The 19,665-nt window shown below is 45.0% G+C and carries 14 protein-coding genes; 1 reads left to right on the top strand and 13 read right to left on the bottom strand.

Annotated features, from left to right (window positions below; genetic code table 11):
• Positions 1 to 21: 21 nt before the first annotated feature.
• The 13 genes from ACFQ21_RS05995 to ACFQ21_RS06055 form a co-directional block, all read right to left on the bottom strand.
• Complete coding sequence (locus ACFQ21_RS05995) at positions 22 to 480, bottom strand: hypothetical protein (RefSeq protein ID WP_377576219.1); 459 nt, start codon at positions 478 to 480, stop codon at positions 22 to 24.
• A 378-nt stretch (positions 481 to 858) separates the two neighbouring features.
• Positions 859 to 2,190 carry an argininosuccinate lyase gene (gene argH, locus ACFQ21_RS06000; RefSeq protein ID WP_377576222.1) on the bottom strand — a complete coding sequence of 444 codons (1,332 nt, stop codon included), beginning with the start codon at positions 2,188 to 2,190 and terminating at the stop codon, positions 859 to 861.
• A gap of 12 nt (positions 2,191 to 2,202) precedes the next feature.
• The gene (locus ACFQ21_RS06005; RefSeq protein ID WP_377576225.1) at positions 2,203 to 2,775 is read right to left on the bottom strand and encodes a cysteine hydrolase family protein; all 573 of its coding nucleotides are present in this window, start codon (positions 2,773 to 2,775) and stop codon (positions 2,203 to 2,205) included.
• Positions 2,776 to 2,777: 2 nt separating this feature from the next.
• Entirely contained in the window at positions 2,778 to 3,836 is a 1,059-nt protein-coding gene (locus ACFQ21_RS06010) for a M20 family metallo-hydrolase (protein WP_377576228.1), read from the bottom strand.
• Between the two features lie 92 nt (positions 3,837 to 3,928).
• Positions 3,929 to 4,717 carry an acetylglutamate kinase gene (argB, locus tag ACFQ21_RS06015; protein WP_377576231.1) on the bottom strand — a complete coding sequence of 263 codons (789 nt, stop codon included), beginning with the start codon at positions 4,715 to 4,717 and terminating at the stop codon, positions 3,929 to 3,931.
• Positions 4,718 to 4,728: 11 nt separating this feature from the next.
• Positions 4,729 to 5,688, bottom strand: coding sequence for an acetylornithine carbamoyltransferase (locus ACFQ21_RS06020; protein ID WP_377576234.1), 960 nt, complete (start codon positions 5,686 to 5,688; stop codon positions 4,729 to 4,731).
• Positions 5,685 to 6,806, bottom strand: coding sequence for an aspartate aminotransferase family protein (locus ACFQ21_RS06025; protein ID WP_377576237.1), 1,122 nt, complete (start codon positions 6,804 to 6,806; stop codon positions 5,685 to 5,687). The genes ACFQ21_RS06020 and ACFQ21_RS06025 overlap by 4 nt, the downstream gene beginning before the upstream one ends.
• Positions 6,807 to 6,858: 52 nt before the next feature.
• Positions 6,859 to 7,839 carry an N-acetyl-gamma-glutamyl-phosphate reductase gene (gene argC, locus ACFQ21_RS06030; RefSeq protein ID WP_377576240.1) on the bottom strand — a complete coding sequence of 327 codons (981 nt, stop codon included), beginning with the start codon at positions 7,837 to 7,839 and terminating at the stop codon, positions 6,859 to 6,861.
• Positions 7,840 to 7,891: 52 nt separating this feature from the next.
• Positions 7,892 to 9,094, bottom strand: a complete 1,203-nt coding sequence (gene argG / locus ACFQ21_RS06035) for an argininosuccinate synthase (RefSeq protein ID WP_377576243.1) — start codon at positions 9,092 to 9,094, stop codon at positions 7,892 to 7,894.
• A 148-nt stretch (positions 9,095 to 9,242) separates the two neighbouring features.
• Positions 9,243 to 10,040, bottom strand: a complete 798-nt coding sequence (locus ACFQ21_RS06040) for a GNAT family N-acetyltransferase (protein WP_377576245.1) — start codon at positions 10,038 to 10,040, stop codon at positions 9,243 to 9,245.
• Between the two features lie 734 nt (positions 10,041 to 10,774).
• Positions 10,775 to 11,884: a sialate O-acetylesterase gene (locus ACFQ21_RS06045; protein ID WP_377576248.1), complete on the bottom strand. Its 1,110-nt coding sequence runs from the start codon at positions 11,882 to 11,884 to the stop codon at positions 10,775 to 10,777.
• Between the two features lie 403 nt (positions 11,885 to 12,287).
• A complete protein-coding gene (locus ACFQ21_RS06050) occupies positions 12,288 to 12,893 on the bottom strand; it encodes a trimeric intracellular cation channel family protein (protein ID WP_377576250.1) in 606 nt (201 codons plus the stop codon).
• A gap of 106 nt (positions 12,894 to 12,999) precedes the next feature.
• Positions 13,000 to 14,043 carry a PorP/SprF family type IX secretion system membrane protein gene (locus ACFQ21_RS06055; protein WP_377576253.1) on the bottom strand — a complete coding sequence of 348 codons (1,044 nt, stop codon included), beginning with the start codon at positions 14,041 to 14,043 and terminating at the stop codon, positions 13,000 to 13,002.
• A 286-nt stretch (positions 14,044 to 14,329) separates the two neighbouring features.
• Between ACFQ21_RS06055 and ACFQ21_RS06060 the strand changes: the two genes are divergently transcribed.
• The gene (locus ACFQ21_RS06060) at positions 14,330 to 19,612 is read left to right on the top strand and encodes a PKD domain-containing protein (protein WP_377576256.1); all 5,283 of its coding nucleotides are present in this window, start codon (positions 14,330 to 14,332) and stop codon (positions 19,610 to 19,612) included.
• Positions 19,613 to 19,665 lie beyond the last annotated feature (53 nt).

The raw sequence follows: 19,665 nt of genomic DNA on the forward strand, positions 1-19,665 counted from the left end.
GTCTCAACGGGATTCAACGAATCAATAGCGGTTCGTTGAGTCTTCTTCCAGATTCTCTTTATCATCGCCTCCCAGACTATAGGAGTTATTTTCTTCATCTTCTGAACCGATCATTTCATTTCGATCATCGAGTTCACTGCCTGGTATATCCAGGTCACGTGCTGTAAAATCTACCGGCCACTTTCGGTGCTTCAGCTGTTCATCATCCCCCATGTCCAGGCTCAGATCCCGCGGGCCCAACGCCTCCTTGTCTTCGTTGGTAAGATTTGATTCATTATCCAATGGACGCGGTGTATCCTGCACAGCCTCTGCCGAAGTTGCTCTTGATAAACTTAGATTGTCCAAATCAACATGAACGCGTTCAGCATCATTTACCGGGTTCATGATATCTTCACTGGGCGGGTATTCGCCCGGAAGTTTTTTATCTGCTTTCGTTTTACTTGTCTTACTTGCAGCATTTCCTTTATTACTCTTTCTCATAGCTGTTTACTTTAAAGGTTTGTCAATTGAACTTTCTTGCCTGTATGTGCGGCTTCATATATAGCCATCAGTATCTTTACATCGCGCAAGCCCATCTCACCACTTTACTTTCTTCTTTTGCAATACACAGCTGGTGAAGTTATATGCCCGCAAAATTCATACAGCGTGGGTTAATACACCTGAAAAAGGTAAAAACCATGCCTATGCCTTTACAAGCGTTATTTTGCGGGTAATGGAACCTATCGTAACGCACTGCAACGGCTGGTAAAATCGATGATTAAATTCTACACAGCACCAAAAAGGAATAACGGATGGAAATAAAAAAAGAGTACTACGTGTTTTCACGTGTACTCTCTCTGTAAATGAGTTTATCGTACGTTAGTCGATCAGTTTTTCTACGGCTTGCTCAGCGTCTGCAAATTGAAAAGACTCCAATGCGCGACTCATCATTTTGTTGATCTCCGGAAGATTAAGATTTCCTATACTTCCTTCGTGCGTGTGATCAACAGTTGTCTGAGGCTGATATTTACCTTGCTCAATATCAAGTCCTATTTTCTTATAGGCATCACGGAACGGAACACCCGATAATACCAGGCGATTTACTTCCTCGACACTGAACAGGAATTTATACTTTTCATCAGCCAGTATATTCTCTTTTACGGTGATGTTAGAGAGCATGAGGTGCGCCATACGCAAACACTCTTTCAACCGTTGAATGGCCGGGAAAAGAATTTCTTTCAGCAATTGCATATCGCGATGATAGCCGGAAGGAAGATTCGCCAATGACAACGCTATATCATTCGGAAGTGCAGTCAACTGGTTGCAACGCGCGCGAATCAACTCGAACACATCCGGATTTTTCTTATGTGGCATGATGCTCGAACCGGTTGTGAGTTCATCCGGAAAACTGATAAAGCCAAAGTTCTGATTCAGGAACAAGCAGGCATCCATCGAAAGTTTACCCAGCGTGGAAGCTATATTGGATAATGCCGAAGCAACAATACGTTCTGTTTTACCACGGCCCATCTGCGCATATACTACATTGTAGTTAAGATCTTCAAAGCCCAGGAGCTGTGTAGTCATCGTACGATTCAGCGGGAATGATGAACCGTATCCGGCAGCTGAACCCAGCGGATTTTTATTCACGATCTTGTAAGCAGCCTGCAGGGTAATGATGTCATCAACCAGGCTTTCTGCATACGCGCCAAACCAAAGCCCGAACGATGAAGGCATCGCTAACTGAAGATGCGTATAGCCCGGTACCAAATGATTTTTATAGGCATTACTCTGCTCGATCAGCAGATCAAAGAAGTGTTTTACTTCTGTAGTCACTTCTTTTATTTCATGGCGCAGGTATAGTTTAATATCAACCAACACCTGGTCGTTACGCGAGCGACCGCTGTGAATTTTTTTACCTACATCACCGAGTTTGCGCGTAAGCTCAAGTTCAACCTGCGAGTGTATATCTTCAACACCATCTTCTACCTTGAAGTCGCCTTGCTGAATGCGTTTGTATATATTCTTCAGTTCGGCAGACAAGATTGCAAGTTCATTTTTTTCAAGCAGTCCGATTGATTCAAGCATCGTAATGTGAGCGAGTGATCCCTGTACATCAAACGGAGCCAGGAACATATCCATCTCCTGATCTCTGCCCACTGTAAATTTTTCTACTTCCTTGAGCGATGCTTTATCTTTTTGCCAGAGCTTCATGAACTGAAATTTTTAGATCGGTTGATTTGCTGATATATACTGTAACACTTCTGCTGTTGTAGCTATAGAAGCGTATTCATCTTTTAAGTGCGCCAATGACAAGGCGTGTACCAGGTATGCCGGATATATAGTTCCGTCAATGCCTTGTTTATCAAATGCAGCTGTAGCATCTGTGACTACTGTTGTTTTAAAACCCAGATCGCCTGCCATGCGTGCTGTTGCCTCCACCGAGTTGTTGGTTACAAAACCAGTGATCACAACTTCGGAAACACGATGATCTGTTAATGTCTGCTGTAAACTGGTACCGATAAAAGCATTGGTAACTGATTTCTTAAAAACGTTATCGTTAACAAAGGGCTTCACGATATCTTTGAAGTCGTTGCCTGCATATCCGGGTCGGAAGGGTGATACGTTTGAGACAGAGCAATGCTGAACGAACATCACCGGAAAATTTTTATCGCGCCACGCCCTCAGCAGATATACTATATTTTCTTCGGCCTGCGGGTTATTGCGATTTCCTCCCCAATGCCCGGCTTCGTCAATACCTTTCTGTACATCAATCACGATCAGAGCCGGCTGCTTCATGCCTACAGGATCACTTCGTTAAGCACTTTGATATAGGTATCTATCCCCTGCCGGATTTCATCGGCATAGATAAACTCATCGGCTGTATGCGAACGAGCCGAATCGCCTGGCCCCATTTTTACAGACGGAGTCGGGATAAGCGCCTGATCAGATGTAGTAGGCGAACCATAGCGGTTTATACCGAGCTTGATGGCTGCCTGTACCAATGGGTGTTCATCCGCTATACCGGAAGGGCGCATGCGCATGGAGCGCGGTGATACTTCACTCTTTACGTTCTGTTTAATAACCGCGAGTAATTCTTCCAATGTATAGGCATCCGTCACCCGAACGTCTACAGTATAGTGACATTCAGCCGGCACAACGTTGTGTTGCTTACCTGCATTTATGATCGTTACCGTCATCTTGATCGGTCCGAGTGTTTGAGACACGACCGGGAATCTATAGTTCCGGAACCACTCTATATCCGGCAATGCTTCATATATAGCATTGATGCCTTCTTCGCGTGCTGCATGACCAGCTTTGCCGCGTGCTATGCAATCCAGCACCATCAGTCCTTTTTCTGCGGTAGCCATCTGGCATAGCGTAGGCTCACCTACGATAGCAAAGTCAACCGGTGGTAGTGAAGACCATATACTTTCAACTCCACCCGTTCCTGAAATTTCTTCTTCCGCTGTAGCCGCGAGCATCACATTATATTTCAGGTTCTGCTGCGGATAGTAATGTAAAAATGTAGCGATCAACGATACGAGCGGTCCACCGGCATCATTGCTGCCTAAACCAAATAATTTCCCATCGATGATCTCGGGTTTGAATGGATCGCGTGTATACTGCGGATTGGGTTTAACTGTGTCGTGATGTGAGTTTAATAACACGGTGGGTTTTGCCGGATCAAAGTATTGATTTTTTACCCATACATTGTTGCCTTTGCGATAGGAATGAACGCGTTCCTTCTCAAAGAACTCTTCCAATACCGAAGCTACCTCATCTTCTTCCTTGCTGAACGAAGGAATAGCGATGAGCTTAATCAGCAGATTGGTAGCCTTTTCGTATAATGAATCCATAGTTTAGTTAGCTTCGAGCTATGAGCTTTAAGCTTCGAGACATTACCCTTCCTTCTTCTTCACATTTCCCGAAGCGTTGCCCGCTCTGGCCTTTATAAAGTTATCAAAGTTCCTTCTGTTACCTGTCCTGTATTCTTCAACAGGTCTTTCGCTTCTCCGATCAACACTTCTTTTACACCTGTCTGTATAGCCGCGTAAGCATTTTCAAGCTTCGGCAGTATACCATCGGCAAATATACCTTGCGGCAACAGTTCATCGTAACGTTTCTTCGGCAAGTGGGTTATTACAGAGCCCTGATTGTTCACATCCATCAATACGCCTTTCTTCTCGAAACAGAAGATCAGTCGTACATCAAAATGTTTACTGAGCGCTACGGCCAATACCGAAGCTATTGTATCGGCATTGGTATTCAGTATTGAACCATCGGCATGCGTAAGCGGTGCGAAGATGGGCACTACATTTTGCTGTAACAGGAAATATAGCAGTGCCGTGTTAACACCCTCTGCTTTTATATCGCCTACAAAACCATAGTCTATATCTTTTACCGGGCGCTTCACGGCCTTGATCAGATTACCATCGGCACCGGTAACGCCCATCGCGTTGCAACTCAAGGTTTGCAGAGTTGCTACGATTTGCTTGTTCACCAAACCACCGTATACCATGGTAACAACGTCCAGCGTTTGCGCATCGGTAATTCTGCGCCCATTAATATACTTTGATTCTATACCGAGCTGATCGCCAAGTTTAGTCGCGATCTTTCCGCCACCGTGAATCAATATCTTCGGTTCCTTAATCGATGCAAAATCTTTCAGAAAAGAATTTAACGCTGCCGGGTTATCCAGTACGTTACCTCCTATCTTGATGATGAAAAGTTTATTCATGAACCGTTCGCTTATTTAGTTTTAGCCGAGAGTAATTCGTGCAGTACAGTTTGCGCTGCCCACACGCGATTGGAAGCCTGTTGTGTTACTACACTGTTAGGTCCATCCAATATCTCATCGCTCAATTCCACGTTACGTCTTACCGGGAGACAGTGCATTACCTTCGCGTTGTTAGTAAGCTTCAGCTTTTCATTGGTGAGCATCCACGAAGGATCGTTGCAGTATATTCTTCCATAATCAGTATATGTACTCCAATTCTTTACATATACAAAATCAGCATCCTTTAATGCTTTCTGCTGATCGAGTTCAATGGCAGCACCTTTGGTGAATTTCTCATCGAGCTCGTAATCTTCCGGGTGTGTGATCACAAAATCAGATTCACCCCATGCATTGATCCACTGCGAAAAACTGTTCGCTACACATTGAGGCAATGCCTTTACATGCGGAGCCCATGTGAGTACGATCTTCGGTTTACGTTTCTCCTTGAAAGTCTCCTGTATCGTAATAACATCCGTAAGACTTTGCAGCGGATGGAGTGTTGCACTCTCCAGGCTCAGCACGGGTATACCGGCATACTTGATAAACTGGTTGATATATAGTTCGCTATAATCATCCACTTTATTCTGCAGCGATGGAAACGTACGGATACCGAGTACATCAAAATATTTACCCATGATCGGTGCGGCATCTTTCACGTGCTCCACCGTATTACCACTCATGATGGCTTCATCTTCAAACTCAAGCGCCCATCCATCCTGACCAACGTTGAACACGATCACCTTCATGCCTAAATTTTCGGCCGCGATCTGCGTACTTAAACGGGTACGCATGCTGGGGTTGAGAAATAACAAGCCAATCCGTTTGTTCTGTCCCAGGGCCTGGTTTTTCAGCGGGTTAGCTTTGAAGTCAAGGGCCTTTGCAACCAGACCGTTGATGTCGCTTACATCATTGACGGAAATAAAATTCTTCATTTCAATTCTTCAGTCAGTGCCGTTATAAATATATCTGCTTCCTGTGTGGTTAATGTTAACGAAGGCAGCAAGCGTATGGTATTGGGCTTGGCCTCGCCTGTAAATATCTTATGTTTCTGCAAAAGATCGTTGCGCACACTCTTCTTCTCTTCCGGCAAATCAAAGCCTATCATCAAACCTCTGCCGCGCACATCTTTTAATATACTATATGTCTTCAACTTCGCGATGAGGTATTCGCCTTGCATCGCTGCGTTGTGAATGAGATTTTCCTTCTCCATGACTTCCAGCACCGCGAGCCCGGCTACAGAAGCAAGATAAGCACCTCCGAACGTTGTGCCAAGCATACCCGCCCATGGTTTTATATCCGGGTGAATCAACACACCACCAATCGGAAATCCGTTACCCATACCTTTTGCTGTGGTGATCAGATGCGGTCTTACACCGGCATGCTGATGCGCGAAGAATTTTCCGGTTCTTCCATAGCCACTCTGAATTTCATCAAGTATAAACAGCGAGCCGTTTTCTTTACATTTCTTTTCGAGGTGTTGCAGGAATGAGTCATCTGGTAATTGTATACCACCAACACCTTGTATACCTTCAATAATTACCGCAGCAACAGTGTTGTCCAATGCAGCATCGAAGGCGGCTTCATCGTTCATCGGTACAAACACAATATCATGTCCTGCGTTGAACGGTGCCACGATCTTCGGATTATCGGTAGCCGCTACAGCACCGGATGTTCTTCCGTGAAAAGCTTTCTTGAAGGCAATAACTTTTTTACGCCCTGTAACAAACGAAGCAAGCTTCAGCGCATTCTCATTTGCTTCGGCACCAGAGTTACATAGAAAAAGCTGATAGTCCGCATAGCCCGACAGTTGTCCTAATTTTTCAGCGAGTCGCTCCTGTATCGGGTTCTGAACACTGTTGGAGTAGAAAGCGATCTTGCTTAACTGATCCGAAAGTGTTTTTACATAATGAGGATGCGAGTGCCCTATAGAGATTACCGCATGGCCTCCATACAAATCGAGATACTTCTCGCCCTTGTCATCCCAAAGCCATGAGCCCTGCGCTTTAGCAGGTGTTATATTGAATAGCGGGTATACGTCAAATAGTTTCATTTTTTTAGCTGCTGGCTGCGAGCTATTAGCTGCCAGCCTGATTGGGTTAATTTTAGAATGCTATACTTTTTAGTTTGATTCCTGTAGTTTCTTCAAGATTGAATAACAGGTTCATGTTTTGGACGGCCTGGCCGGAGGCTCCTTTCAGGAGGTTGTCTATAGCAGAATGAACTACTATTTTGTTGCCTTCTTTCTCGATGCCGATCAAACATTTATTGGTGTTTACTACTTGCTTCAGATCGATTGTATCATCGGATACAATAGTGAAGGGATGTCCGTTGTAAAAATCTTTATATAGTTTTTTTACTTCTTCCAGTGATTTATCAGTAGCAATGCAGGAGCTTACAAATATACCGCGGGTGAAATCTCCCCGCCACGGCACAAAATTTATAGCATCGCTGAAGCCTGACTGAAGTTGTTTCAGCGACTGGTTGATCTCTTTCAGGTGCTGATGTGAAAGTGTTTTGTAAGCGGATATATTATTAGCGCGCCACGTGAAGTGCGTAGTATCCTGCAGCTTTTGTCCGGCTCCGGTTGAACCGGTTATACCCGTTGCAAATACTTCTTTCAGTATACCGGCTTTTGCCAAGGGAAGTAATCCCAATTGTATAGCGGTAGCGAAGCAGCCCGGGTTCGCAATGTTGTTTGCCTTTACTATATCGGCACGATTCAGTTCGGGTAAACCATATACAAAGGTTCTTCCGTTAACCGATTCACCCAATCGAAAATCCTGACTCAGATCAATGATCTTGATCTTGTCGTTGATTGTATTCTCCTGCAGAAACTTTTTACTCTCACCATGTCCGAGACACAGAAAGATTACATCGACATCCTGCAGAATGGTATCGGTAAATTTCAGCTCGGTATCACCCTGCAAATCAGCATGAGCAGAATATAGCGGATTACCTGCGTTGCTTCGGCTATGTACAAAAGCAAGATCTACCTGAGGGTGGTTCAGCAGCAACCGGATCGTTTCGCCCCCGGTATAGCCTGCACCTCCGATGATTCCTGCTTTTATTTTATTCTTTGTCATGAGCACTATATTTTAAGTTACGAGCTGTGCGCTATGAGCTTTGAGACAAATATTACTTTTCGTTTTCTTCTTTTACCTGCTGGTATATAGCAGTCTGGTTGCCGAATATTTTGGTGAAGCCTTTTACGTCATCACCGGTCCAGCCAAGGTTCATTTCACCATACTTGCCAAACTTCGATGACATGAGGTCGTACGAAGATTCGATACCCAATACCTGGTAACGGTATGGATGCAATTCGATAGACACTTCACCGGTTACATGTTGTTGTGTGTTGGTGAGGAATGCTTCGATGTCGCGCATTACAGGGTCAAGATACTGGCCTTCGTGTAACCAGTTACCGTAGAATTGTGCGAGCTGATCTTTCCAGCTTAGCTGCCACTTGGTGAGTACGTGCTTCTCCAGCGCATGGTGGGCTTTCAATACCAATATAGGAGCTGCAGCTTCAAAACCTACACGTCCTTTTATACCGATGATCGTATCGCCCACATGTATATCTCTTCCTATACCGTATGGACCTGCTATAGCCTGCAGGTGTTGAATGGCTTCCGCAGGATGAGCGAAAGCTTTGTCATTTACTTTACGAAGCTCACCTTTCTCGAACGTAAGCTTTACCGTTTCATTTCCTGTTTTGGTTACTTGTGTGGGCCACGCTTCTTCCGGAAGCATACCGAGTGACTTCAGTGTTTCTTTTCCGCCGACAGATGTTCCCCATATACCTTTGTTGATCGAGTACATGGCTTTGTCGAAGTTCATCTGCACACCTTTCGATTTCAGGTATGCTATTTCTTCTTCGCGTGATAGTTTTAGCTCGCGGATCGGAGTGATGATCTCAATACCTGGTACGAGTATATTCAGGATCATATCGAAACGAACCTGGTCGTTACCGGCACCGGTGCTACCGTGCGCTACCGCATCAGCCTTTATTTCTTTCGCATATATAGCCACCGCCAATGCCTGCGACATACGCTCGGCACTTACACTGAGTGGATAGGTATTATTCTTCAGTATATTTCCATAGATGAGGTAACGGATTACCTTATCATAGTAATTCTTCGTTTCGTCTACTGTTTTGTGTGAAGCTACGCCCAGATTTTTGGCGCGTGTTTCAATCTCCTTGATCTCCTTGTCATCAAAACCACCGGTGTTAACAGTGATGGTGTGAACTTCAAATCCTTTTTCTTCACCTAAATACTTTACACAATACGAAGTATCGAGACCTCCGCTGAATGCTAATACGACTTTCTTTTTGCTCATGTGTATATCTATTTGACTGCTGTGGGGGTTTAACTATATATTTCTCTGTGAATGGCTAGTACCCTTCCGGACACACCTCTTTCACACCAGTCAGCCCGTTGCTTTAAGCGGAACTGCCTGGTGCAAATTACTTCTCATCTTTGGTATTCTACCAAAAGAAGAAAAAGCTTAACAATGTTTTCTTATCGGATTTATCTCCGTTGGACTCGTCTCTTTTACGGGACTTCAACAACACGAATTGCTTGAAGCGCACCCAGCGTTCAAACAGTTTGAAGTTGCCTTTGAATTCACGATGACGGTGCGTTACCAGCTCGCCTTCCGGAGTTACTACCGTTTCAGGAGCTTTTACAGGTTGGGGCTGCGCCAGTGCGCGGGCAGCTTCAGCAGCTTTGATCTTGGCTTCGGCTTCTACCGGATCGAACAACATGGCTGTACACATGCAGTTTTTTCTGCCCTTACTCATCAGGATCTCGTAGTTAACGCAGCTCTGGCAGCCTTTCCAGAACTCTTCATCGTTGGTGAGCTCAGAATAAGTTACCGGCTCATAACCGAGATCCGAGTTGATCTTCATAACGGCCAAACCTGTTGTAAGACCAAATATTTTGGCGTGCGGATATTTCTGACGGGAAAGATTGAATACTTTATGTTTAATCTCTGTAGCCACTCCGGTTTTACGGAATGCCGGAGATACGATGAGACCTGAGTTAGCAACATACTTGTCGTGCTCCCACGCTTCGATGTAGCAAAAGCCAACCCATGTTCCCTCCGCTGTAACGGCAATAATCGCTTTACCTTCTTCCATCTTCTTCTCGATGTAAAGAGGTGAACGCTTGGCTATACCGGTGCCGCGCGCTTTGGCAGATTCTTCCATCTCTTTGGTGATGGTCTCTGCGTAATGTTTATCGTCAACTGTTGCCAGTCGAACAATGATATTATGATTTTCCAATGTTAAATTCTGAATTAGTAGTGATTAATTGAAAACGGCCGAGGCCCAAAAGCACAATAACGCAATGTCCTTGACATCACGTTAGCTCAACAACAGAGGTTGTATGATGGAGGTATCAGATACGCGCAAAGCGTACGGGTCGCGGTCGCCTGGTCACCATGCAGGCAGTAAATAAGAACTGAATAGTTCTGTCAGATTGGTAGGCAGCCTTGGCTGCGTTAATTATGGTGAACAATGTTTTCAATTTCTTTTCAAGCGTTAAAGTGAAACGTTAGATGAAAATCATTCAGCTTTTGTTTATGTTTTTTTTCTAAATGCAAAATTAAACGGAAAAGTTTGTTTAATGGCAAACATTTGGGGTAAGAAACTTTATTTTTTTTAACCGCTAACTTTCGTTAGTAAGAATTTACCCCAACATCAGCCGTCAAAAATAGTCTGTTCAATAACCATACCGGCTCGTTTCACCTGGTTACATGGCACTCTCCTTCCACCCTGAAGATCCAGGTGGCACTTGCTTCCCCACAAAATTATATCATGTACAACGTAAAGTCTAACATTCAACTTCAATATAAAACATGGCAGACCTGACTTATGAGCAGACTGGTAAAGTAAACCTGTTCCTGTAAGTAATATATATCCTTCCTTACGTAAAGGCTGATACAGAAATCGTTGCTTCGGAATACAGACTTATCATGCTCCTGTTCTATACAGAAAGTATTAAAGTCACACCTTACTCATTGAACTAAAATCTTCTTGTAGGAGATTCTTTTCTGTATATCATAAAGTTTTATCAAGAGGAGTCCCTGGCATGAATCTATCTGAATTTTCAAAGATGCAGATCGATTCGGATTATCGAACGTTGCAATTTTTGCACCCAGCGAAGTAAACACTTCAATCTGACTAATGTCACCAATATTGTCAATCGTGAATGCACGGTTTACAGCCGGTACAGGATATACGTTAACCTGGCTTTCTGTTTTATGATCTTCCGCACTGGTAACAGGACTTGTATCTACTTCGACCAGCTCGAGCATTTTTTTAGCATATCGCTGACCAAATGTTCTGTAAGAAGCTGATGTAAAGTGTGCGGGATCTGATCCCACAAGCCCTGAAGATGAGATCACGTGTGTGTTTGGTATAACATCGGGGAGCTTATTAACTTCCACATTGTGCGAACCGCAGCACGCACCTTGTGAAGCAAGAAGTTCACCAGCCAGAAACGGTATATCTCCAAGTCCAAGATCAGATTTAAGGTTTGCTACAACCTGCTGCACATAATTCTTCCAGGATGGATTGTTGGTGTTCGTTTCTCCCTGGTGTAAAAGTATACCTTTAATAACGCCATCTTTCTGTGCAAGCTTCGCCACTTCAACAAGTCGCGCATAGGGATTGCCTCCATATTCACTAATTATGTTTTTCTGCCAATCAGGTGCGTTGGTAACATACGTTTCATAATTTTCTTTGTCGAATAAACGAATATCACTTCCTCCAATCGCTACTGGTACAATTCCAACCCTGATATGTTGCGGAAGATTTTCAACCATTGTTCTGCCGAAGTAATCACCAACACCAAGCCCTGTCCAGCAACGAAAGATTGGCGGAGTCGCTGTTCTCCATTTTCCAAGGGTAAACGATGTATTGTTACCACTGCAAGTAACCGCTCCGATTACGCGGAAACGTTCATCTACATTTGTTCTGTCCTGACTTTCGATGGCACCTGCACCCTCCATGTTTGATTGTCCGAACAAAAGGTAGATGTGAAAATTAGGATCCTGAGAATATGTAATCGAAGGTATGCTCGCAATGAGCAGTAACAAAAAGTTCTTTAGAAGGATGTGTTTCATAGAGATTTAGGACGTAAGGCTGTAGATTGTTTAAACCGAAGTTACCACAACCATACATCTGCCAAAATTTCTAAAGCCACCGAATGCTTCTGACAATTGAAAATACACACATCGTTATACAATAAGAATTCACTCACAGTCAATCAGTTCTGCTCTTTATTTCAATTAAAGCAAAAGACAAAAATCAGACTCCCAATACCGTATTTACAGACTTTCGTTGCACCTGCTTATATTCCGCAGCATGCCATATATAGTAACTGCCTGAGCTAAAAGATGTATAGATGCATTGCTACGTATCCAAAGTATAATTTATTTGCACCTGGTATGACAATACATTTTTCATTCAGGCATTTGATCGTTTGCGCAACATACCACGATTAACGGATAACGTTAACCCAAGCTGTCACTTCAACTCCGGAAGCGACAGCCTATACTTCACCGCCACGAGTCGTATAGCGATAATGATTCCGGCAGACACCAGTAGGTTGGCATTGCGCGTTATGTCTGTGAACAGATCCAGAAGTAAATAACACACTGCCCCAGCCAGACATGCCGTTGCATAAATCTCTTTACGGAAGATCACTGGAGTTTCGTTGGTAAGTGTATCGCGGATCACACCGCCCATCACCGCTGAAAACATTCCCATGATCGCGGCTATCTCCGGACGAACACCCAGGCTCAGCGACTTCTCTACTCCCAATACGGTAAAGAAGGCTATACCAAAAGTATCAAACAGAAAAAATGTTTTGCGCAGGGTAATGATATACCGGTAGAAGACAATGGCAGCAACCGTACCGGCAATGATACTGTACAGAAAGTATATATCGCCCACCCACACCAGCGGATAGCTGCCGAGGATCATATCGCGGAGACTCCCTCCTCCTATAGCTGTAACAAACCCGGTGAAGCCCGCTCCGAACCAATCGTGCTCTTTGTCCTGAATGGCGAGTGCTCCCGAAATGGCGAAGACGAATGTGCCGAACAGTTCGAGTGTATATTGAAGATTCATAGGCGTTAGGTATAATCTTACAAATATAGCCGAGTACAAAATAAAAGAGGCTTTCGCAATGAAAGCCTCTTTGTATGTTATTGCATTGAATTTACCGTGAATCTCATTAGAAGTCGGGGCACGGAATCACAAGTTTATCTTTTGGTGGCTTTCTCGGGTTACGCATCGGCCAGGTATATACGAGGCTGAATTCATGCGCGCCTCCGCTGCCGGGACCGAGCTTCGATATAGTATAGTCATAACTATAACCAATGTTGATGGCATCCTTCGCTCCGAGCTTGGTGAAGCCGAGCAGCAATACGATCGATTCATTGTTCACCGTACCGCCCAGGTTCTTGAAGGGTACACCACGGTACCATGTTCCCAGCACAAGCGGTTCGAATGTAAAGTATAGACCGAGATCAACCTGATCCCACTGTCCCTGATGACGATATTGAAACGCTGGCGCAATGCTTCGCTCTGATTTGCGTGCGTATGCTCCGCTCCCCACTACACCGGGTTGCATATAGAATTTAAAACCTCCGTGCACTGAAAGCTTTACCGGCAATTTACTTTCCTCGCCGATCAAACTCTGGTTAGGGCGTGTAAGGTGCCAGGTTGAAACACCAAGCCATGCACTTTTTGTAAAGAACACACCACCGAAAGAGAGGTCAACAAAAGTTTTGCTTGACTGTGTATTGAACGTCTCGGCAGTTTCCTGACTGATGATCTGTCCGGTGGAAGCATCGAACTGATCTCCGAAGGTAAGTTTGTCAAAATTTACATCGCGGTTAAAGACAGCCACCTGTACTCCCGGACGAAAGCCGAGATACTTGGTAAGCTGAAGTTCATAGGAGTATTGAAGCCCGAGACTGATGGACTGCAAGCCTGCAAGTCCTTCACGGTCACGCGTAATGATAACCCCCACACCACTATTCTTATCCTCAATAAAATAATCGAAGTAGGCCGACAGTGTAGTAAAGTTAGCATCAATAGCAGGCCATTGATTCCTGTAATTTATACCGGCCCGCGCCTGATTGGTGGCACCGGTCAGAGCCGGGTTGAGATATAGGGGCGCTGCATAAAATTGCGAAAATTGAGGGTCCTGAGCAGTTACCGCACCATTCAGCATCAGCATTAATACACATGAAAGCAGGAGTATCCTGTACATCGAGTCGTGTTCTTTTAGAGTATGCAATCGGGGCAAAGTAATAAAAAGTTATTCGTTATCCGTTATCCTTCCGCAGAAAAACCGTTGTGCGCTAACCGTTATCTTTCAATTGTATTCAGACACCGTTTAACACATCTATGTGCAGTATTATCGGTTAACGGTAAACTGCTAACGATTAACGGTTAATTTTACCTCAAATTGTATACTTTAAAACAACTTGAGCGTTTTACATTTGACACATAATTGTGTTGATAGGTAAGTTACAGAACCTAATACTGAAACGAACGTGAGAAAAAATCTTTACCGGTTCCTATTCTTCTTAGCAGCAGTCATACCGGTCTGCTCCCAGGCGCAGAACTATGCCGGCCATAACTGGTACTTCGGTAACAGTAATCAGGGCATACGCTTCAGCCGTTCCGATAATTCTGCCTCACTGGTAACCAATCAGTTTACTCCCTTTGGTACCGGAGGTAGTGCAGTAGCCAGTGATCCCGTAACGGGTAATCTTGTTTTTTATACCGATGGAACACGCGTGGTCGATGCATCACACCAAGCTGTACCTAACGGTACCATCATAGGCGACAACACGCGCAACCAGCCTGTAGCCATCTGTCAGAACCCGGCTAACTCTGCTCAGTACTATATATTTCATGCCGATGCCACCGGCACGGTGAGATATAGTGTATATGACTCTACCCTGATTGGAAATGCTACTGCGTTCGGTCAGCCTCCGCTCGGAGATCTTGTGATTACAATCAAGAACCAGACTATAGCAGGCCTTCCCGGTAATTTATCAGAAGGGATGATCATGGTGGCCGACACCAATGGTGATGACTTTTGGTTGATAACCCACCAGACCGGCACGATCAACTACCATTTTGTGAAGATCAATGCCACGGGTGTTACATACCAGGGTAGTGTAGCCATCGGCCTGGTGCAGAATGTTGCCAACCTTGCTTACAACGCTTCCTCTAAGCGCATTGCCGTTTCACCAAAAGAAGCGAACCGCGATGTCGAGATACTTACCATTGCTTTTCCCGTTGCTCCTGCCACGTTACCGACCTTAACCGGAACACGCGTTAACAACTCAGCCGTAACGCCTGCCACAACGCAGGCTATATACGATTCTGAGTTTAGTCCGAACGGACAATACCTGTATGTATCTGTATTTGGAGAAGGTGCCGCTACCGGTAATGTATTGCAGTACGATCTCACCGCTCCAACATTATCACCTGTATCGGTACTGAACACACCACCAACGGAGAGTTATGGATTGCAGATGGGGCCTGACAGTGTCATCTACCATTTATACCAGTCGGGCGGATCGTTTCTGTTAGGAGCCTTGACCAATACCGACACCGTGGCGAGTGAAGTAAATTACGGTACACCTGCTTTTGCAGGCAACTTTGGCGGACGCCAGTTCCCTCAGTTCGCACCTCGCGACAGTATAAAAATGAAAGTATATTTCGAGGCACAAGGTTTCTGTGCCAATGCTCCTACATCTTTCTTTCCGACCGTTACTCCGAATGCCGACAGTCTTAACTGGGACTTTGGTGATGGTACTACATCCAGCGACTGGAGCCCGGTATATACCTACGAAGCAGGCGGAACGTACGATGTAAAGCTTACCGCGTTCCTTAACGGTCAGGAAAAAGACACCACACAGACGATCACTATAAATGATTTTGATACACAGATCACACTCGTACAAGATACAACGGCTTGTAGCTGTGAACTTCCCTATCCAAAAGATAAAACTGTTGCCTCGTGCGGTCGCACATTTAGTGTAACGGCCCAGATACAGGGAAGCGGAAGCGCTACCTGGCAATGGTTTGGTCCGGCAGGTGCCATGAATTCCGGTTCAGGCACAACAGCAACATTAACGCCTGACTCAGCAGGATACTATTATCTCGTAGCTACGGTAGGCGGATGTTCTACGTATGCCGGAGTAAATATTAAAGAATACGGCATACAGGACCAGCGCGCCAACATCTGGTACTTTGGTCAGAATGCCGGTATAGATTTCAATCCACTGTTTGATGTGCCTTCATCACCGGCTGTGCCTATATCAAACCCGGTCATGGATGCTCCGGAAGGAACTTCTACTATATCCGATCGCAACGGTCAGGTGATCTTCTTTACCGATGGTAACAAGGTATGGGACCGAAACTTTACGGAAGTAGCAACCGGTATAGGTGGTGATGTTAGTGCCACACAATCAGTACTAATCATACCTGTACCCGGTGATGAAACACTATACTATATCTTTACCACACAGGAGATATACGGTTCTTATACCTACCGCCTGGCTTACTCGCTGTTCGATTTGAAATTGAACAATGGTACCGGTGGACTGATTGAACAGAACGTAACACTATTCACCAAGAGCACCGAAAGAATTACCGGTAACGACACTTGGTTAATTGCCCACGAGTATGGCAACAACTCATTCCGTGCGTACCAGATCACCGCGACAGGTATCGGTAACCCGGTTGTGTCGAGTATTGGTTCAGATCATACGATGGCAACCGCTGTAGCCGGACAAGGTTATATGAAGCTCGGTGCACAGAACAGACTTGCTGTTGCTTTGTCAACTCCAGGTGTATCAAACATAGTTGAAGTGTTTGACTTTGCTGATTCAAGTGGTACTGTTACCAACTTCCGCTCGGTAAATTTAGGAAGCGCTACCGGCCAGGTATATGGCGTTGAGTTCGGAGCAGGCGGTAATAAACTTTTTGCTACACTGAAAGATGCTACTTCCAAGATCTATGAGTTTGCCTTCGATACATTAGGCAGACCTTATGAAGTGGATGGTCCTCCGGCTATGTCAGATCAGACCTATAACGAAGAGTTGGGTGCTATTCAAATTGCGCCTGACGGACAGCTATATGTAGCCGTTAACAATAAACCTTACCTCGGAGTTATACAGGTGAACGGAGATACAACCGTTGCCTCGACATTCAACGTACAGGGATTCGCATTACAACCGGCAACACCGGCACGCAGTACATTAAGCCGTTTAGGTTTACCGAACTTTATACAGATCATTTCCGATCCAACGCAAGGGCCGGGTATATCTGTCGCGGGACAATGTTTGGGAGACTCAACAACATTCTCCGGTTCCGGCACAGATCCAATCGATGAATTCTTCTGGCAGATCACACAAGGCGGATCGGTTATAACAAGCTCTACCGAAGAAAGCTTCAGTTTCCTCTTCCAGGCAGCGGGGTTATATACCGCTACCTTACAGATCACCAACCGATGCGGATTGGACACTGTATTAACACAGCAGTTCAGAATATATGCACCTCCGGCTGATCCTTCTGCTACATTGGCATTATGTAATCCTCCGCTTACACTGGATGCAAACCCGACCAACGCACCTGATCTTTCTTACCTGTGGGAAACCGGTGACACAACCAAGACAATCAGTGTAAGTCGCGCGGGCTTCTATGGTATAACTGTTACGAACAATGTATCCGGATGTACAACCGAAGGACAGATCGATGTATTCCCTTCGCTTACAACCATAGATTTTGGTCCGGATTCGACAATATGTTCTGTTGCGAATGGTGGCATAACCTTGAATACCGGTATAAATCTGCAAAACCACACATGGTTCTTGAATGGTGTTAACCAGAATAACTCCGGTCCTACACAGCAGGTAAGTTTTGCAACCGCTGGCACATTTGAATATATAGCTATATATACAGACCCTACTACAAGCTGTACAACACGCGACACCGTAGTGTATACTGTTAATCAATCCCCTGTGGTGAATATCACATCCAATGGTACCATTGCCTGCGGAGCAACCAACGGACAGATATCAATCGCCATTACACAACCGGTTGGTTCACCAGTATCCTATACATTAGGTGGTCCTAATTTTGCCGATACACAATCCAATATAGCAGTACCGTATAACGGAACTGTTCCAAACCTGGAAGCAGGAACATACTCGATACAGGTTATCGATCAGGTAACAGGATGTTTTACGAATGATGCAACTACAATTAGCACAACTGCCTTTACCGTTAATAACACCTCTGCCACCATTTGTGATTCCGCTCCAATTTCGATTGGCACATCGGTAGCAGTAACAGGTACATATAAGATTTTTGCTGCCTCAAATCCAACAACTCCAGTTGAAACTGGAAATATTGTTTCAAACCCGCAATCATCAACCGGATCTTATCCTCCTGGTGATTATCAAATTGAAGTAACCAACACTTTAAATTGCGTTTCCGGAACAACAGTAACCCTTACTCCAGGTAACGCAGTTACTAATGCTTCCATTAACACAACTAATCTTTGTACCACTTCACAAGTAACAGCATTGGGAACGGGTGCAACAACATATGCATGGACGTCAACGCCCGCTAATGGCATTAGTACAGACCCATCACTAGCGACAATTACAGTTAATCCCGGCACATATGATCTTCAGGTAATACTCGATGATGGTGCAGGAGGACTATGTCCTACCACAGTAACACAGCGGGTATCAGTGGAAACTGTAGTACCCGATTTTACTTTCGATGGCTGCAACACTCCGGTGATACTCGTTGCATCATTAACTGGCAATACCAATCCTGCAAGCAGTTACTTCTATAGATGGAGTATAGATGGAGGCTCTCCTGTATCTGGCCAGCAACTACAATTAAACGGAAACATTGGCCAATCTTATAATGTAGCCCTCTCGGTGCAAAGTCCAATCTCAGGATGTACAACTACCCCGGCTATAGTGAAGAACGTGACAATAGCAGGTCCGTTGAGTGTAACGATAACAACTGTAAATCCTCCCTGCGATGGTTCTCAGTTTGCATTGCTGGCGACACCAAGCAGAACGGTGAGCAGCTATCAGTGGTCACTGAACGGAACGGCTATATCCGGAGGAACAACAGCACAGCTTAACGGACAAACATTGGCAGGCTTATACTCTGTAACCGTATCCGATGGACAATGCGAAGCAACGGCTGACCTTGATGTACTCCTCGCTCCTACCACACCAGGCAATCTTACCGATACAAGATTGATCTGTCCGGATGATGCGAACCCGGATCCGAATACACGCGTGGCCGTTCTTGATCCAGGTCCAGACTATGAAAGCTATGAATGGTTTGAAGTTATAGCAGGCTCTCCTTCACCGCTCGGAGTAACTACACAAACTTATACAGCCGATCGCGCTGGTATATTCCAGGTAACACTCGAGAACTCATTCGGTTGTCCGAGCACAGACCGCACGACAGTAAGCGTTCAGTGCGACCCGGTAATTGTCGGACCGAATGCATTCCGTCCTGTAACCGGTATAGAACAAAACAAAAACTTCAAGCTCTTCACATTCTTCATCGATGATGATGGCTTCCAGGTATATATATTCAATCGTTGGGGCGAGATGGTGTTCGCATCATCCGACCGTCAGTTCGAATGGAATGGTGGCTATAACAACAACGCAGGTCAGATGTTACCGGCCGGTACATACTCCTACGTAGTCCGTTACAAGAGCTCGTATCGTCCTGAAGATGGAACGAAGGAAAAACGCGGAGGCGTGCTGCTGGTGCGATAGACGATTGGAAGATTAAAAAAATTATAAGATTATAAAATTGAAGTGCCGGGTGA

The sequence above is a fragment of the Ohtaekwangia kribbensis genome (genome assembly GCF_042676245.1).
GTDB classification, from domain to species: domain Bacteria; phylum Bacteroidota; class Bacteroidia; order Cytophagales; family Cyclobacteriaceae; genus Ohtaekwangia; species Ohtaekwangia kribbensis.

Bases quoted from the DNA above. Each gene is read 5' to 3' on its own strand.
- ACFQ21_RS05995 (WP_377576219.1), bottom strand. From the start codon at position 480: ATGAGAAAGAGTAATAAAGGAAATGCTGCAAGTAAGACAAGTAAAACG.
- argH (WP_377576222.1), bottom strand. From the start codon at position 2,190: ATGAAGCTCTGGCAAAAAGATAAAGCATCGCTCAAGGAAGTAGAAAAA.
- ACFQ21_RS06005 (WP_377576225.1), bottom strand. From the start codon at position 2,775: ATGAAGCAGCCGGCTCTGATCGTGATTGATGTACAGAAAGGTATTGAC.
- ACFQ21_RS06010 (WP_377576228.1), bottom strand. From the start codon at position 3,836: ATGGATTCATTATACGAAAAGGCTACCAATCTGCTGATTAAGCTCATC.
- argB (WP_377576231.1), bottom strand. From the start codon at position 4,717: ATGAATAAACTTTTCATCATCAAGATAGGAGGTAACGTACTGGATAAC.
- ACFQ21_RS06020 (WP_377576234.1), bottom strand. From the start codon at position 5,688: ATGAAGAATTTTATTTCCGTCAATGATGTAAGCGACATCAACGGTCTG.
- ACFQ21_RS06025 (WP_377576237.1), bottom strand. From the start codon at position 6,806: ATGAAACTATTTGACGTATACCCGCTATTCAATATAACACCTGCTAAA.
- argC (WP_377576240.1), bottom strand. From the start codon at position 7,839: ATGACAAAGAATAAAATAAAAGCAGGAATCATCGGAGGTGCAGGCTAT.
- argG (WP_377576243.1), bottom strand. From the start codon at position 9,094: ATGAGCAAAAAGAAAGTCGTATTAGCATTCAGCGGAGGTCTCGATACT.
- ACFQ21_RS06045 (WP_377576248.1), bottom strand. From the start codon at position 11,884: ATGAAACACATCCTTCTAAAGAACTTTTTGTTACTGCTCATTGCGAGC.
- ACFQ21_RS06050 (WP_377576250.1), bottom strand. From the start codon at position 12,893: ATGAATCTTCAATATACACTCGAACTGTTCGGCACATTCGTCTTCGCC.
- ACFQ21_RS06055 (WP_377576253.1), bottom strand. From the start codon at position 14,043: ATGTACAGGATACTCCTGCTTTCATGTGTATTAATGCTGATGCTGAAT.